Annotated in this window: 15 protein-coding genes; 8 read left to right on the top strand and 7 right to left on the bottom strand. The window is 63.2% G+C overall.

Translation table 11 applies throughout. The features are described from left to right. Window positions 1-603 precede the first annotated feature (603 nt). Genes NK8_RS20860 through fba form a run of 6 tightly spaced genes read left to right on the top strand, consistent with a single transcriptional unit; the run spans window position 604 to window position 7,140 of the window. On the top strand, window positions 604-1,023 hold the full coding sequence (locus NK8_RS20860; protein WP_213229415.1) for a ribulose bisphosphate carboxylase small subunit: 420 nt from the start codon (window positions 604-606) through the stop codon (window positions 1,021-1,023). A 12-nt stretch (window positions 1,024-1,035) separates the two neighbouring features. Next, window positions 1,036-1,950 carry a CbbX protein gene (gene cbbX, locus NK8_RS20855; protein ID WP_213229413.1) on the top strand — a complete coding sequence of 305 codons (915 nt, stop codon included), beginning with the start codon at window positions 1,036-1,038 and terminating at the stop codon, window positions 1,948-1,950. Between the two features lie 17 nt (window positions 1,951-1,967). Then, entirely contained in the window at window positions 1,968-3,062 is a 1,095-nt protein-coding gene (locus NK8_RS20850) for a class 1 fructose-bisphosphatase (RefSeq protein ID WP_213229411.1), read from the top strand. A 48-nt stretch (window positions 3,063-3,110) separates the two neighbouring features. Further along, window positions 3,111-3,983: a phosphoribulokinase gene (locus NK8_RS20845; protein WP_213229409.1), complete on the top strand. Its 873-nt coding sequence runs from the start codon at window positions 3,111-3,113 to the stop codon at window positions 3,981-3,983. Between the two features lie 38 nt (window positions 3,984-4,021). Continuing rightward, the gene (gene tkt, locus NK8_RS20840; RefSeq protein ID WP_213229407.1) at window positions 4,022-6,073 is read left to right on the top strand and encodes a transketolase; all 2,052 of its coding nucleotides are present in this window, start codon (window positions 4,022-4,024) and stop codon (window positions 6,071-6,073) included. 29 nt (window positions 6,074-6,102) lie between these two features. Further along, window positions 6,103-7,140, top strand: a complete 1,038-nt coding sequence (gene fba, locus NK8_RS20835; protein WP_162067899.1) for a class II fructose-bisphosphate aldolase — start codon at window positions 6,103-6,105, stop codon at window positions 7,138-7,140. A gap of 40 nt (window positions 7,141-7,180) precedes the next feature. Here the strand turns inward: fba and NK8_RS20830 are convergent, their stop codons facing one another. Together NK8_RS20830 and NK8_RS20825 are read right to left on the bottom strand one after the other, a co-directional pair. Continuing rightward, window positions 7,181-7,561: a type II toxin-antitoxin system VapC family toxin gene (locus tag NK8_RS20830; RefSeq protein ID WP_225936294.1), complete on the bottom strand. Its 381-nt coding sequence runs from the start codon at window positions 7,559-7,561 to the stop codon at window positions 7,181-7,183. Next, the gene (locus NK8_RS20825) at window positions 7,558-7,860 is read right to left on the bottom strand and encodes a hypothetical protein (protein WP_162067897.1); all 303 of its coding nucleotides are present in this window, start codon (window positions 7,858-7,860) and stop codon (window positions 7,558-7,560) included. Before NK8_RS20825 ends, NK8_RS20830 begins: the two co-directional genes overlap by 4 nt. Before the next feature lie 98 nt (window positions 7,861-7,958). Here NK8_RS20825 and NK8_RS20820 point away from each other — a divergent pair, with 98 nt between their 5' ends. After that, on the top strand, window positions 7,959-8,507 hold the full coding sequence (locus tag NK8_RS20820; RefSeq protein WP_213229405.1) for a thioredoxin family protein: 549 nt from the start codon (window positions 7,959-7,961) through the stop codon (window positions 8,505-8,507). Here the strand turns inward: NK8_RS20820 and NK8_RS20815 are convergent. The 3 genes from NK8_RS20815 to NK8_RS20805 are packed head-to-tail and all read right to left on the bottom strand — an operon-like array spanning window position 8,504 to window position 12,557. Continuing rightward, a complete protein-coding gene (locus NK8_RS20815; RefSeq protein ID WP_213229403.1) occupies window positions 8,504-9,904 on the bottom strand; it encodes a DUF6513 domain-containing protein in 1,401 nt (466 codons plus the stop codon). The two genes, NK8_RS20820 and NK8_RS20815, sit on opposite strands and share 4 nt — an antisense overlap. Then, complete coding sequence (locus tag NK8_RS20810) at window positions 9,883-10,482, bottom strand: flavoprotein (protein WP_162067894.1); 600 nt, start codon at window positions 10,480-10,482, stop codon at window positions 9,883-9,885. The genes NK8_RS20815 and NK8_RS20810 overlap by 22 nt, the downstream gene beginning before the upstream one ends. Further along, window positions 10,479-12,557 (bottom strand): sigma-54-dependent Fis family transcriptional regulator, encoded by a 2,079-nt coding sequence (locus NK8_RS20805; RefSeq protein ID WP_213229401.1) that lies wholly within the window; start codon window positions 12,555-12,557, stop codon window positions 10,479-10,481. Before NK8_RS20805 ends, NK8_RS20810 begins: the two co-directional genes overlap by 4 nt. A gap of 351 nt (window positions 12,558-12,908) precedes the next feature. Between NK8_RS20805 and NK8_RS20800 the strand changes: the two genes are divergently transcribed. Beyond that, window positions 12,909-13,400, top strand: a complete 492-nt coding sequence (locus tag NK8_RS20800; RefSeq protein ID WP_162068285.1) for a dihydroneopterin aldolase — start codon at window positions 12,909-12,911, stop codon at window positions 13,398-13,400. Window positions 13,401-14,050: 650 nt separating this feature from the next. Here the strand turns inward: NK8_RS20800 and NK8_RS20795 are convergent. Both NK8_RS20795 and fae read right to left on the bottom strand, forming a co-directional pair. Further along, on the bottom strand, window positions 14,051-14,440 hold the full coding sequence (locus NK8_RS20795; protein ID WP_213230470.1) for a hypothetical protein: 390 nt from the start codon (window positions 14,438-14,440) through the stop codon (window positions 14,051-14,053). Between the two features lie 70 nt (window positions 14,441-14,510). Beyond that, window positions 14,511-15,020: a formaldehyde-activating enzyme gene (gene fae, locus NK8_RS20790; protein WP_162067892.1), complete on the bottom strand. Its 510-nt coding sequence runs from the start codon at window positions 15,018-15,020 to the stop codon at window positions 14,511-14,513. Window positions 15,021-15,119 lie beyond the last annotated feature (99 nt).

Below are 15,119 nucleotides of genomic sequence, written 5' to 3'. Positions count from 1 at the left end.
GGCGGCAGTCACTTTCTTTGCTGCTGCAAAGAAAGTAACCAAAGAAAGCAGCCCGAGACGCCCGCGGTCACACGCAATTTGAGTGTTCTTCTCGTCGATCGTGGCGTCAGTAGCGAGTGCCCTCGTAGGCCATCTCGGGCTTGGACCGCGCACGGTCTGCCGAGCTGGTTGTTTAAGCGCACTGGTTCAGCACGAAATAGCTTCGGCACAGCGCTATGCGCTGCCGCGGGGTATGCAAGGGAAACCGACGAGACAAGAGAAACGCTGAAGCACACGCAGACCCGATTGACCCATCGGCCGCGCAGCGCGCAGCGGGCCGGAGCCATTTGGTGCTGAACCAGTCACGCACGTGGTGCCATGTGGCAGACCGTGCGCGGTCCAAGCCCGAGGTGGCCTGTGAGGGCACTCGCTACTGCTGTGCCAAGACCGATCGCCTGTGCCGCGGCCGGCATGAAGTGCTTTGGATGGGGAAAGCTGCTTTCTTTGGTTACTTTCTTTGCAGCAGCAAAGAAAGTGACCCCCGCCCCGGGGAGGGGCAGTGCAAATAGACCGACACGATCACAGGATTCCCCGCATGAAACCCATCAACCTAAGGATGCCGAAATGCTGATAACACAAGGAACCTTTTCCTTCCTCCCACCCTTGACCGACGAAGAGATAGCGTCCCAGATCAACTACGCATTAGATCAAGGCTGGGCCTGTTCGGTGGAATTCACCGACGATCCCCACCCTCGAAACACCTATTGGGAAATGTGGGGCCTCCCCATGTTCGATCTCCACGACGCCGCCGGCGTGCTGATGGAAGTGAACGCCTGCCGCAAGACCTACCCCGACCACTACATCAAGGTGAACGCATTCGACTCGGTACGCGGTTTCGAAACGATGCGCCTGTCATTCATGGTCAACCGCCCCGAGCAGGAAAAGGGCTTCCGCCTCGAACGCCAGGACGAAAGAAGCCGCGTGCAGCGCTACGCGATCCGCACCTACGCAACCGATCGTCCGAGCGGCGAGCGCTATCGATGAGGAGAGGAAATCATGAGCGCCGAAGCCACGCTCGAAAAGGAAGCCCTCGCAACGCATGCCGATCTGATGGCGCTCTATCGCGAATCGCGCATCGGCGAAGTGCTGGCGGAACTCGACCGCGATCTCATCGGCCTTGCGCCCGTCAAGACGCGTATCCGCGAGATCGCCGCGCATCTGCTCGTGGAGCGCGCCCGCGCGACGCTCGGTATCGCGTCGGGTGCGCCCACGCTGCACATGTGCTTCTCGGGCAATCCCGGCACCGGCAAGACCACGGTCGCGCTGCGCATGGCGCAGGTGCTGCACCGGCTCGGCTATATCCGCCGCAATCATCTCGTCTCGGTGACGCGCGACGATCTCGTCGGCCAGTACATCGGCCACACCGCGCCCAAAACGCGCGAAGTGCTCAAGCGCGCGATGGGCGGCGTGCTGTTCATCGACGAGGCCTATTACCTGTATCGCCCGGAGAACGAGCGCGACTACGGGCAGGAAGCGATTGAAATCCTGCTGCAGACCATGGAAAACCAGCGCGACGATCTCGTCGTGATTCTCGCGGGATACGAATCGCGCATGGAAACGTTCTTCCACAGCAATCCGGGCTTTCGTTCGCGCATCGCGCATCACCTCGTGTTTCCGGACTATGCGCCCGATGAACTGCTGCAGATCGCCGAGCACATGCTGACCGACATGCACTACCGCTTCGACGACGACGCGCGCGGCGCCTTCGAAGAGTATCTCGCGCGCCGCATCAGGCAACCGAACTTCGCCAACGCGCGCTCGGTGCGCAATGCGCTCGACCGCGCGCGCCTGCGTCAGGCGAATCGTCTTTTCGCGGCCGCCGAAAGCGGCAGCGGCGCCGCCGACGCCCACGCGCTGATGCAACTCGACGCGAGCGATATCCGCGCGAGCCGCGTGTTCACCGATTCATGACGACAGGGAGAAGCGCGATGCAGGATGGACGCACGACCTTATCGAAGTTCCTGATCGACACGCTGGACCGCAAGCCCGGTCCCGAAGCGGCGAGCGGCCTGTCGGCGCTGCTGATCGATGTGGCCGCGTCGATCAAGACGATCGCCGCCGCATTGACGCGCGGCGCGCTGGGCGGACAGCACGGCACGGCCCATTCGATCAACACGCATGGCGAGGAACAGAAGAAGCTCGACCTCGTGACCAACGATATCTTCCTGCAGCATTGCGAATGGGACGGGCTGCTCGCGGGCATGGTGTCGGAAGAGATGGACGAAGTCTATGCGATTCCCGAAGCTTATCCGCGCGGCGAGTATCTGCTCGCGTTCGATCCGCTCGACGGCTCATCGAATATCGATATCAACGGCGTGGTCGGCTCGATCTTTTCCGTGCTCAGACGCGGCGCCGACGAAGACCAGCCCGCCGACGAAGCCGCGTTCCTGCGCCCGGGCCGCGAGCAGGTCGCGGCGGGCTACGCGATCTACGGCCCATCGACGATGCTCGTGCTCTCCGTCGGCAATGGCACGCACGGCTTCACGCTGGAACGCGATGTCGGCAACTTCGTGCTCACGCATTCCGATATCCGCATTCCCGAGGATTCATGCGAGTTCGCGATCAACGTATCGAACGAGCGCTTCTGGGAGCCGCCCGTGCGCCGCTACGTGCAGGAATGCAAGGACGGCCGCACCGGTTGCCGCACGCAGGACTTCAACATGCGCTGGATCGCATCGATGGTCGCCGAAGTGCATCGCATCCTGATGCGCGGCGGCGTCTTCATGTATCCGCGCGACTTCAAGACGCCCGAGATGGAAGGGCGCCTGCGTCTGCTTTACGAAGCAAGCCCGATGAGCTTCCTCGTCGAGCAGGCGGGCGGACTGTCGATCACGGGGCGCGAGCGCATTCTCGATGTCGAGCCGAAAGCGCTGCATCAACGCGTGCCGGTGATTCTCGGTTCACGCAACGAAGTCCAGCGCATTCAGCGCTATCACGGCGAATACGATCGCGGCGAGGACAAGCCGTTCACGTCGCCGTTGTTCAAGGAACGCTCGTTGTTCCTGCCGGAAACGCAAGCGTGAATCGCATCTGAAACAGCGCTCATTACATAACAGCAGGGAGGCAAGCGCATGTCAGTCAAGCATCCGATCGTCGCGGTGACGGGCTCCAGCGGCGCCGGCACCACCACCGTCATGAAGAGCTTCACGCATATCTTCAGGCGCGAAAAAATCAATGCGCAGATCGTCGAAGGCGACGCATTTCATCGCTACGATCGTCTCGGCATGCGCGAGGCGATGAAGCAGAGCGAACGCGACGGCCTCGTCAACTTCAGCCACTTCGGGCCGGAAGCGAACCTGCTCGAAGAACTCGAAACCCTGTTCGATACCTACGGCGAAACCGGCAGCGGCAAGTTTCGCCATTACGTGCACGATGAAGGCGAAGCCGCGCACTACAGGCAGGACGCGGGCACCTTCACGCCGTGGGAAGACATCACGCCCGGCACGGACATGATGTTCTACGAAGGCCTGCATGGCGGCGCGGTGACCGGCAAGGTCGATATCGCGCGTCATGCGGATCTGCTCGTCGGCGTGGTGCCGATCATCAATCTCGAATGGATTCAGAAGCTGCATCGCGATCAGACGATGCGCGGCTATTCGCATGAGGCGGTCGTCGATACGATCCTGCGCCGCATGCCCGATTACGTGAACTACATCTGTCCGCAGTTCTCGCGCACGCATGTGAATTTCCAGCGCGTGCCGACCGTGGATACGTCGAACCCGTTCACCGCGCGCGAGATTCCGCAGCCCGACGAGAGCTTCGTCGTGATCCGCTTCGCCAAGCCGAAGGGCATCGACTTTCCGTATCTGCTGACGATGCTGCACGACTCGTTCATGTCGCGCCCGAATGTGATCGTCGTGCCGGGCGGCAAGATGGGTCTCGCGATGCAGCTCATCTTCACGCCGATGATTCTGCAGTTGCGCGACCGCTGCGCGCGCGCCTGAGACAGGTTTCTCATCATCGCATCGAAAGGAGGCATCTCATGAATGCCGTCGCTGAAGCTTTGCCCCGACTCAACCGCTCACCCGACTCACACGATACGCGCCAGATGGCGAACGCACTGCGCATGCTAGCCGTCGATGCCGTGAGCCAGGCGAACTCCGGTCACCCCGGCATGCCGATGGGCATGGCGGAGATCGCGGTCGCACTGTGGGGACGTCATCTGAAGCACAACCCCGCCGATCCCGACTGGCCGGATCGCGACCGCTTCGTGCTGTCGAACGGTCATGGCTCGATGCTGCTCTACGCGTTGCTGCATCTGAGCGGCTATGACGTGTCCATCGACGAGATCAGACGCTTTCGGCAGATGGGCAGCAAGACGCCCGGGCATCCGGAAGTGGGCGTGACGCCAGGCGTCGAAACGACGACCGGGCCGCTCGGACAGGGTTTGACCAATGCGGTCGGCATGGCGCTGGCTGAAGCCTTGCTCGCGCGCGAGTTCAATCGGCCGGGGCATGAGATCGTCGATCATCGCACGTATGTGTTCGTGGGCGACGGCTGTCTGATGGAAGGCGTGTCGCATGAGGCGGCGTCGCTCGCGGGCACGTTGCGGCTCGGCAAGCTCACCGTGCTCTACGACGACAACGGCATTTCGATCGACGGCCACGTGGACGGCTGGTTCACCGACGATACGCCGAAGCGCTTCGAATCCTACGGCTGGCATGTGGTGCGCGCGGTGGACGGCCACGATGTCGACGACGTGTCGCACGCGTTGCAACTGGCGCGCGAGTCGGATCGTCCGACGCTGATCTGCTGCAAGACGGTGATCGGCCTTGGCGCGCCGAAGCTGGCCGGCACGCACGACGTGCACGGCGCGCCGCTGCCCGCCGAAGAAGTCGATGCGACGCGCCGCGCGCTCGACTGGACACATGCGCCGTTCGAGATTCCATCGTCGATCCGCGCGTCGTGGGACGCGCTCGAAACGGGCGCGGCGGCGCAGCAAGACTGGCATCGCCGTATGGACGCCTATCGCCGCGTGTTTCCGCGCGAAGCCGCCGAGTTCGAGCGCCGTGCGCGCGGCGCGCTGCCCGCGAACTGGCGCGACACCGCGCATGCGCTGGTGCGCGACGCGGACCGCGCGCGGCAGACGGTCGCGACGCGCAAGGCCTCGCAACTCGCGATCGAGGGCCTCGCGCGCGCGTTGCCCGAACTGCTCGGCGGCTCGGCGGACCTGACCGGATCGAACCTCACGCGCTGGAAGGACGCGGTCGATGTGACCGCCGCGCCGGAAAAGGGCAATTACATCCACTTCGGCGTGCGCGAATTCGGCATGAGCGCGGTGCTGAACGGCGTCGCGCTGCATCGAGGTTATCTGCCGTTCGGCGGCACGTTCCTCACCTTCTCGGATTACTCGCGCAACGCGCTGCGCATGGCCGCATTGATGAAGACGCGCACGGTGTTCGTGTTCACGCACGATTCCATCGGTCTCGGCGAGGACGGCCCGACGCATCAGCCGATCGAGCATGCCGCGAGCCTGCGCATGATTCCGGGCCTCGACGTGTGGCGTCCCTGCGATACGGTCGAGACGATGCAGGCGTGGATCAGCGCGGTCGAGCGCGACCGGCCTTCGTGTCTTTTGCTGTCGCGCCAGAACCTGCCGTTCGTGCCGCGCGACGAGGCGCAGATCGACGGCATCGAGCGCGGCGGCTACGTGCTCGCCGACTGGCCCTCGACATGCGAACGCGATGCGCGCCGCGTCGTGCTGATCGCGACGGGCTCGGAAGTGGCGCTCGCGCTCGCGGCTGTCGAGCCGCTGAAGCAAGAGGGCATTCTGGCGCGCGTCGTGTCGATGCCGTCGACCACCGTATTCGATCGTCAATGCAACGTGTGGCGCGAACGCGTGATGCCGGAAGGCGTGCCGCGCGTCGCGATCGAAGCGGGCGTCACGTCGTTCTGGCGGCAGTACGTGGGTTTGAAGGGCGGTGTGATCGGCATCGACCGCTTCGGCGAATCCGCGCCCGCGAGCGAACTGTTCGCGCACTTCGGCGTGACGACCGACGCGCTCGTCGAGGAAGCGCGCCGCGTGGCGGCCTGAATTTACGCTACTTGCATGGAGACATCACGATGGCTTTCATCGCATTGAGGCAGTTGCTGGATCACGCGGCGGAGCACGGCTACGGCGTGCCCGCGTTCAACGTCAACAACATGGAGCAGGTGCACGCGATCATGCAGGCGGCCGAGGCGACGCGAAGTCCCGTGATCCTGCAGGCGTCGGCGGGCGCGCGCAAGTATGCGGGCGAGCCGTATCTGCGGCATCTGGTGCTTGCTGCCGTCGAGGCGCATCCGGATATTCCGGTGGTGCTGCATCAGGATCATGGCGCGAGCCCGTCCGTGTGCCAGCAGGCGATCCGCTCGGGCTTCACGTCCGTGATGATGGACGGCTCGCTCATGCCCGATCAGAAAACGCCCGCCGATTACGACTACAACGTGGAGGTGAGCCGGCGCGTCGTGGAGGCGGCGCATTCGGTGGGCGTATCGGTGGAGGGCGAACTCGGCTGTCTCGGCTCGCTGGAGACGGGGCGCGCGGGCGAGGAGGATGGCGTCGGCGCGGAAGGGACGCTGAGCCACGATCGCCTGCTGACCGATCCCGACGAGGCGCGCGCGTTCGTCGAGGCGACCGGCATCGATGCGCTCGCGATCGCCATCGGCACGTCGCACGGCGCGTACAAGTTCAGCCGCCAGCCGACGGGCGATATTCTCGCGATCGACCGCATCGCGGAAATTCACGCGCGCGTGCCGGATACGCATCTCGTGATGCACGGGTCGTCGTCGGTGCCGCAGGAATGGCTCGCGATCATCCGCGAACATGGCGGCGACATTCCGGCGACTTTCGGCGTGCCGGTGGAGGAAATCCGGCGCGGCATCGCGAACGGCGTGAGGAAGGTGAACATCGACACGGATATTCGCCTCGCGATGACGGGCGCGATGCGCCGTGCGATGGCGTCGGCGAAGTCGGAGTTCGATCCGCGGCACGCGCTGAAGGCCGCGACGGCGGCGGCGCGGGAGTTGTGTATCGAGCGGTTCGAGGCGTTCGGTTGCGCGGGGCATGCGGATCGAATCAGGCCGCTGGGGCTGGAGGCGATGGCGCGGAAGTATCACTGAGGGGAGCGCCGCTCGTTGGCTCGGGGCGGGCGGCGCTGGGTCAGGCGGGTGCCGTTTCGGCAAGATACTCGGAGAGTTCGCTGTCGACTGTCAGGAATCTGAGCACTTCCGTTCGCGCCTGTGCAACCAATAGACGATCGAACGGATCGCGGTGCAGGTCCGGCATGTTACGCACCGCGAGAGCGTGTTTGAGTTGAACAGGAAGCACGATGAACGGTTGCGCTTCAAGCTCGTCGATGGTTCGTGCGGCGCGCGGGTCCAGCTTGCCGCGCGCAGCCTCGATCGACAGCTCCCAGATGGTGGCCGTGCTGACGTAGACCTGCTCCGCCTCATCAATCGATTTGCGAATACGAGCGGGTAATCGCCGATCTTTCGACACACGCCAGATATAGACATGAGAATCGAGCAGCACACGCATCATCGGCTCTCTTGGATGACGTTGATTTCTTCCGGAAAAATTGGACCGTTGACCATCTGTTCGATGATGTCATCGGGCAAGGGCTTGAAGGATTCATCCTCGAAGGCGCTCTCGTCTTCGGGGTCGAACACGATGATCGAACCAGTGGCGTCAGGATGGTCGTTATCGAAATTCCTGACCGACCGTACCTTGAGCAGTAACACCGGACGCTCGCCACCGATAGCCACATCCTTCCCGTCCGCTACGAGTTCCAACAGCTTCTGCAGATCTTTCTGCGCTTCTTCGACACTAAAGATATACACGATTACTCCGGATAACTAAAAAGAGCCTTCATGCTAACGGAGTCCGACTGACCCGCCAATATGCCGAACGGCCAAGCCAAAAAATTGGGAGCTATCTCATGCCCACCGAATCGCCAACCGCAGAACTCGGCGCGACAGCATCCGCATTCACGCTGCCCGCGACCGACGGCCAGACCTACATGCTCGATTCGCTGAAAGGCAAAAACGGTCTCGTCATCGTGTTCATATGCAATCACTGTCCCTACGTGAAAACCGCGATGCCGAACCTGATTCGCGACGCGCGCGCGCTGAAGGACATCGGCATCAACATGGCGGGCATCAATTCGAACGACGCGAGCGTCTACACCGACGACGCCTTCGACCGCATGATTGCAGTCACGCAGGAATGGAATCTCCCGTTCCCCTATCTGCATGACGAGACGCAGGAAATCGCGCGCGCCTACGGCGCGGTATGCACGCCGGAATGCTTCGGCTTCGACCGGGACTCGCGATTGAAATATCGCGGCCGCATCGACGCCTCGCGCAAGGAAGCGCTGCCCGATGCGCGCCGCGATCTGCTCGAAGCGATGCGCTCGATAGCGCAGCACGGCGAAGCGCCCGAGCAGCAATACCCGGCGCTCGGCTGCTCGATCAAATGGAAGGCCTAGCTTTTCTGCTTCGTGCTTCCCGGCGCATGCCACGCCATCAGATCGTCGTCTGGCCGATCGACCTCGCATCCCCAGTCGAGCGGCTGATCCTGATCGAAGCGCTTGCCCAGTTGCCACGCGATTTCCGCGCGCGCGAGCTGCACGCCGAGATAAAACGCATGGCCGCCGTCGTTCTCGACCTTGAGTTCCGGATACAGCGCGAACGGATCGACGGCGACGTGATGTCCATCGCGGTTATAGACATGAATGCCATCCGCCGAGACTTGCACGCGAAAATTCGGATCGCGCACCGCAGCGGCGAATACGCCGATTTCGTCGGCATCGTAGGGAAACGGCCGCTTCGCATGCAGCGCCGACAGATCGCCTGAAATGCCCTTGGGCAGCGTCTGCGTTTCGCGCGCGGCATGCATCACGCGGCGCGCGACATCGGCTTCGCGAACCGCGCGCCGCGCGTGCAGGCTCACCGACGTCGTCAGCACGGCGGCCACCCGCAACTCGGCTGCCATGCCGAACAGCACCGCGTTGATGCCGCTCGTGTCCGCCTCGGTCAGTTCGGTCACGTTGCCGACGCCCATCATGATCGGAACATCGGGATAGCGCTCGCGCAAGGACACATAGCGCGCGATGGACGCCGCGAGCCCGAACGGAATCGGATCGAGAATCGGATCGGCGAGAAAGGCGCGGCCGCGCTTCGTCAGTGCGTCGATCGCGCTGTCGAGCGAGGCGACATCCGCGGGTTCGCGCGGCACCAATATTGGCGTCGAGGCGATTTCATCAGCAATCCATAACGTATCGATGTTTAGGCTCATCACGTAATCCGCGCCCGCGCGCCCGCCGCGCACGAGTTCTTCATCGCGCATCGAATCGACGCTCACGCGATAGCCTTGCTCCTTCAGCATCATCACGGCGTCTTCGAGATGTGGAAACGCCGTCTCGGGCAGGCAACCGATGTCGATCACATCCGCGCCTTGTCTCTTATATTCGCGCGCGCGCGCCGCGATGCCGTCGAGATCGAGTCGCGGCGCATCGACGATTTCCGCAAAGATCTCCGTCTCGTAGCGCGACAGATCGACATGCCGCGCCTCGCGCCCGAAGAACTGCGGCAGGTCTTTCACTTCCTCGGGACCGCGCTCGACCTTCACGCCGTAGTGCGCGGTGAGGGCATCGAGATCGCCGCGGCATCGGCCGGGCAGGATCATGCGGCTCGTGCCTTCGGTCAGAGGAACGGCGACGCGCCGGCGCACCATGTCGGCGGTCATCAGTCCCGCGACCTGCAGGCCGATCTCGCGAACTTCCCACGTAAAGGGCGATTTCTTCGCGACGGGCGCGATGCTCTCGAGCACTTGCTGAAGGCTCAATTGCGCGAGCCGGCCGGTCAGGAAGACGATGTGTTCCATGCGAGCTGCAGGTCCGACAGGCGTTGATCGAGCGCGGCTTCGAGATCCTCGAGCGAGCGGGCCACGGTGGTGTGCGCGAAACGCGCGAGCCGCTCGACGTTCTCGAACTCGATTGCGCGCGGCCTCACTTCGACCCATTCCTTCGGGGCGTGCGTGATGACGGACGGTGCGGTATCGCAGGCGAACACGATGCCCGGCACGCATTGCTTGCCGGCTTGCGCATAGAGATTGGTGGGCAAAGTATCGGAGATGCCGAACGCGCATTTGGCGACGGTATTGCTCGTCGCGGGCGCGATCACGACCGTGTGATATTCGCCGCCATAGATCATGCCGACGGGCACGCTGCTCGCGCTGTTGTCGCGAAACACCTTGAAGCGCTCGCGCAGCTTCGCGAGCGTCCAGCCATAGAGCGGCAGCACTTCCTCGCCGGCGGCGGAAAGAAACAGATCGACGCCGGGCAGACGCAGCGCGAGCGCGATCGATTCCTCCAGCATGTGACCGGAGCCGGTCACGCACCACGCGAAGCGCGCGTCGGGCTTGAACTCGTCGAGCCGGCGGGCAGGCGTGGGTTGCGTCATGCGTCGGATGCGGGGTTGTCGGATGCAGGCGTATCGTGCGACAGGCGAATATGCAGACGATGCATCTTCCGATACAGCGTGTTGCGGCTGATGCCGAGCACCTTCGCCACATTGCTCACGTTCCAGCGATGCTCGTCGAGCAGCTGCAGCACGGTCTCGCGTTCCTTGACCTGGATTGCGTTGAGCGACGAGGTGTCGGCGTCTTCGGCGAGATGTGCGAGCGGCGTGCTCGCGGCGGGACTCGGCGCGCGGGTCGCGGTGGTCGTCGTGCCCGCGCCGTTGACGATCTCCGGCGGCAGATGCGCGCAGCGGATTTCAGGCCCGTCGCAGAGCGCGATCGCCATTTGCAGCACATGACGCAACTGACGGATATTGCCCGGCCACGGATACGCGAGCAGCGCCTGCCGCGCTTCGGCGGAGAGCGCGGGCGGTTCGTCGGATTCGGTTTCGAGAATATGACCGATGAGCGCGAGCGCATCGGCGCGTTCGCGCAGCGGCGGCAGGTTGATCTCGATGCCGTTCAGGCGGTAGTACAGGTCCTCGCGGAACATGCCCGTCTGCACGAGTTCGATGAGATTGCGGTGACTCGCGCTGATCAGCTGAAAGTCCACCTTGACGGTGGTTTCCGCGCCGAGCGGCGTCACCTCGTGTTCTTCGAGCACGCGCAGCAGACGCGCCTGCAGCGTGAGCGGCATATCGCCGATTTCATCGAGAAAGAGCGTGCCGCCATTTGCCTGCACGATCTTGCCGCGCCGGCCTTCACGCTGCGCGCCCGTGAACGCCCCCGCGCGATAGCCGAACAATTCGCTTTCGATCAGATTCTCCGGCAGCGACGCGCAGTTCACCGCGACGAACGGACCCGTGCCGTTCGGGCTGATGCTGTGCAGCGCGTTGGCGAAGACTTCCTTGCCGGTGCCGGTTTGTCCGCGCAGGATGATCGGGATCTTGCGCTGGATCACGCGTGCCGCGAGCTGGATCTGCGAGGCCATGCGCGGATCGCCGAATTCCAGATGCGCGAGTTTGTCGAGACGTCCGGTCGCGGCGGGCTCGCGCATGTCCTTCTTCGGCGCTTTGGCGCGCGCGCCCGGCGCGGACAGATCACGCGAGACCGGATCGTTCATGAGGATGCGCGTCGTGCCGCTCGTGCCATCGCGCGGCGTCTGCGCCGTGAGGAAGAAGCGGCTGTTCGCCTTTGCGCTATAGACCGTCACCGGATGGAACGAGCCGCGGATGCTGCGCGCGATCATGTCTTCGAGCGTCGCGTTGAACGCCTCCTCGATGCGCTTGCCGCACAACTCGGCGGGCGAGCGCAGGTCGAGCTGAAAGAGCGCGCTGCGGCTCGCCGCGAGCACGACGCCTTCGTCGCTGACCGCGAGCTTGCCCGCGTGCAGGGTGCCGACGAACTCGGGCCGGCTATGAAAGTGGATCATGTTCGCGTGCCGGTAGCGCGCATCGATCAGACGATTTTCGATCATCTGCCGCGACATCCCGACGAGTACGAGCGAATGCTGCTGCAGGAGCTTCGAGCGGCTCGTCACGTCGAGCACGCCGACGACCGTGCCGCGCTCGTCGAAGATCGGCGCGGCCGAGCATGTGAGCGACGTATAGCGCGGATAGAAATGTTCGTGCTGGCATACGGCGATGCAGTCGCGCTCGATGAGGCACGTGCCCATGCCGTTGGTGCCTGCCTCGCGTTCGCTCCACAGCGCGCCGACGCGCAGACCGTCGGCGGCGACGGCTTCGCCGAACGGCACCGACGACACCTGATGCACGATGACCCCGTCCGCATCGACGAGCACGACGGCGAGTTCCGGATCGGCGAGCTGCTGATACAGCGTCGTCATTTCGAGCTTCGAGCACGCGATGAGATCGCTCGCGGCTTCGCGGCGGTCGTTCAGTTCGTGCTGCGTGAGCACGGGCGGCATGACGAAGCGGCCGGGATCGAGCCTGAATTCCGTGAGGCACCGCAGCCACGATTGCGCGACCGAATCGCTGGCGCGGCGTGCGGCCAGCGGATTATTGACGATGTTCAGCACTTCCCGGACATGCGTGTCTACGTCAGCAAGCGACGACATGGGGGCAAGTCTCCGTTGCGCCGCATTCCGGTGCGCGGGGATCGCGCGGCCGTCCGGCGCCGTATCTGTTGTGTTTTACGCTGGCGCTGCGGCTGTGCTGCCTGGTGCGGATGTCTCGCTGTTCCGCTCGCAGGCGCGCCTCGTGGCCGGGTAGTCGGGGTGTTTCAGGTGCTGTCTGCGACCCGATCCGGCCCGGTTCTCAAAAACTTTACATCCTATGACGCATCGATTCAATAAGGAGTCGCATAGAGATGCACAAACGCGCCCGTTTTTTGCTTGCTGCTTACAGATGGATTCGGCGATGGGCGCCGGGTTCTCTTTCACGGGGCCGCTGTGCGCGGCGACAGGCATATGGGCCGATTCGAACCGATTCGCGAAGCTGTTCATGTTGCGGCGCAACCTGGCGGTTCCGCCGGTGCGATGGATGTCGTGTATATCGAAGGACTCACCGGGCAGACGGTCATCGGCATCGACAAGAGCGAGTTGCATGATCCGCAGACGGTGCGGATGAGCCTTGCCATCGGTGTGCCGTTTCTGCGCGCGTGCGCGACGGACAGGATCGAGGATACGGTGAATTATGCGGCAGTGCGGGAAGCGATTCATGGGCTTCTCGCGTCGCATGGGTTGCAGTTGCTCGAGGCGCTCGCGGAACGCATCGCGCAGATGCTTATCGCGGATTTCGGGGCGCACTGGGTCAGGGTGACGCTGGCCAAGCCAGCCAAGTTCGATGATGTCGATGCGGTGGGGGTTGTGATCGAACGGCGACGGTTGGTGGATTCCGATGCCCGGAAGGGGGCGCAGGTTAGTCTTGCCTGGATCGGCAGGGGGTATGTGCCGGAGTGATTGGTTTTGGTTTTTCGCCGGATCCCGTGATCGTGTCGGTCTATTGGCGTTGCCCCTGTGCGGGGCGGCACCTACTTTCTTTGCTGCTGCAAAGAAAGTAGGCAAAGAAAGCAGCTCGAGACGCCCGCGGTCACACGCAATTTGGGTGTTCTTCTCGTTGATCGTGGCCTGTGTAGCGAGTGCCCTCGTAGGTCTAACCGGGCTTGGACCGCGCACGGTCTGACAAGCTAGTCGTTTGAGCGCGCCGGTTCAGCACGAAATAGCTTCGGCACAGCGCTACGCGCTGCCGTGGGGTCTGCAAGGGAAACCGACGAGAAAAGAGAAGCGCAGAAGCACACGCAGACCCGATTGACCGGTCGGCCGCGAAGCGGGCCGGAGCTATTTCGTGCTGAACCAGCCACGCGAGCGGTGCGATGTGACAGACCGTGCGCGGTCCAAGCCCGATGTGGCCTGTGAGGGCACTCGCTACTGAGTGCCACGAGCGAGGAGAAGGATACTCAAATTGCGTGTGACCGCGGGCGTCTCGAGCTGCTTTCTTTGGTTACTTTCTTTGCAGCAGCAAAGAAAGTGACTGCCGCCCCGCACAGGGGCAGTGCTAATAGACCGATGCGATAACGGGATCCAGCGACAACAACCCCAAGCCGACTACCTCACTTCCCCTTGATGCCGCAGGCCTTGAACGCATCCTTCTGCAAATCCCGATACCGCTTGGTCTGCGCCTTCGCGCGATCGACCCGAAACTCCGCTCCCCCCTCCCCACCCAACGTCGCATATTTCGAAAACGTCGATTGCTCGACGTAATCATCATAAGTAAGCACCTTCGCGATCTTGTCGATCGCACACGAGCACTTATAGACGTTGGCGAAATCGTGCCCATTGTCGTCCATGCATCCGAGCACGTATTCCACGCGTCCTTCGGTCGGATAATCGTGAGTCCTGGCGGGCGCGTCAGCGCCCCCGCCACCCGTCGCGGCGATCGAAAGCGGCGAAATCAGCGAGAGGCAGGTGAGCACCGTCAACGCGCAGCAACGTGGGGTCATGCGATAAGCCTCATGGTCATGAAATGAAAAACGGCCGGCACACCAGCACGTACGCACCGGCCACACGGTTTCAGCTCGGTGAGAACGGATGCGACATCGAGCCCTTCTTCGATACTACCTCCTGCGCCGACGGCTCGCCCGCCACCGCGCGCGCAATCGATTCCTTCGTCGCCTGATAGTTGTAATCGTGAATCTTCTGGTCGTCATCCGCCTCCCAGTGGATGAACACGCCGACGCAAATGAACAGATCGTCGGCTTCATCGGCGGGAATGACGCCGCTTTCCACGCTGTCGGCCACCGCCATCGCGACCGCGCGCTGCGCCGGGCCGAACATCTGCACGGCCTGCTTGGCGCCCTTGATCGTCACTTTATTGAAGAGAATCGTGTTCGGCTTGGTCATCAGATTCGGTGCGACCACGGCGAGCAGCGACGTGAAGCCATCCTTGTTGTTCGTGAGCGCGTGGCAGAACGCCGTCTCGGCAGCGGAACCTCGCGGTCCGATGATCAAGTCGATGTGTGCGACCTCGTTGCCATCGCCGACGAGCGACTCTCCTACCAGGACGCGGTTGATCTTGGCCATGCTGTTCCTCCAGTGATGTGTGGTTCTCGGGACTAGCGACTTGCTCTCGACTCGCGACGGTAAGACTCAAAGCCGCGCAAGGCTCGCGTTCGACCGGAC

The sequence above is a fragment of the Caballeronia sp. NK8 genome (assembly GCF_018408855.1).
Classification (GTDB): Bacteria; Pseudomonadota; Gammaproteobacteria; order Burkholderiales; family Burkholderiaceae; genus Caballeronia.
Note: the sequence above shows the minus strand (reverse complement) of the source record. Positions and strands in the feature narration are given on the sequence as shown.

Excerpts from the sequence above, each read along its gene's own strand:
- NK8_RS20860 (WP_213229415.1), top strand. The coding sequence starts at position 604 with ATGCTGATAACACAAGGAACCTTTTCCTTCCTCCCACCCTTGACCGAC.
- cbbX (WP_213229413.1), top strand. The coding sequence starts at position 1,036 with ATGAGCGCCGAAGCCACGCTCGAAAAGGAAGCCCTCGCAACGCATGCC.
- NK8_RS20850 (WP_213229411.1), top strand. The coding sequence starts at position 1,968 with ATGCAGGATGGACGCACGACCTTATCGAAGTTCCTGATCGACACGCTG.
- NK8_RS20845 (WP_213229409.1), top strand. The coding sequence starts at position 3,111 with ATGTCAGTCAAGCATCCGATCGTCGCGGTGACGGGCTCCAGCGGCGCC.
- tkt (WP_213229407.1), top strand. The coding sequence starts at position 4,022 with ATGAATGCCGTCGCTGAAGCTTTGCCCCGACTCAACCGCTCACCCGAC.
- fba (WP_162067899.1), top strand. The coding sequence starts at position 6,103 with ATGGCTTTCATCGCATTGAGGCAGTTGCTGGATCACGCGGCGGAGCAC.
- NK8_RS20830 (WP_225936294.1), bottom strand. The coding sequence starts at position 7,561 with ATGATGCGTGTGCTGCTCGATTCTCATGTCTATATCTGGCGTGTGTCG.
- NK8_RS20820 (WP_213229405.1), top strand. The coding sequence starts at position 7,959 with ATGCCCACCGAATCGCCAACCGCAGAACTCGGCGCGACAGCATCCGCA.
- NK8_RS20815 (WP_213229403.1), bottom strand. The coding sequence starts at position 9,904 with ATGGAACACATCGTCTTCCTGACCGGCCGGCTCGCGCAATTGAGCCTT.
- NK8_RS20810 (WP_162067894.1), bottom strand. The coding sequence starts at position 10,482 with ATGACGCAACCCACGCCTGCCCGCCGGCTCGACGAGTTCAAGCCCGAC.
- NK8_RS20805 (WP_213229401.1), bottom strand. The coding sequence starts at position 12,557 with ATGTCGTCGCTTGCTGACGTAGACACGCATGTCCGGGAAGTGCTGAAC.
- NK8_RS20800 (WP_162068285.1), top strand. The coding sequence starts at position 12,909 with ATGGGCCGATTCGAACCGATTCGCGAAGCTGTTCATGTTGCGGCGCAA.
- NK8_RS20795 (WP_213230470.1), bottom strand. The coding sequence starts at position 14,440 with ATGACCCCACGTTGCTGCGCGTTGACGGTGCTCACCTGCCTCTCGCTG.
- fae (WP_162067892.1), bottom strand. The coding sequence starts at position 15,020 with ATGGCCAAGATCAACCGCGTCCTGGTAGGAGAGTCGCTCGTCGGCGAT.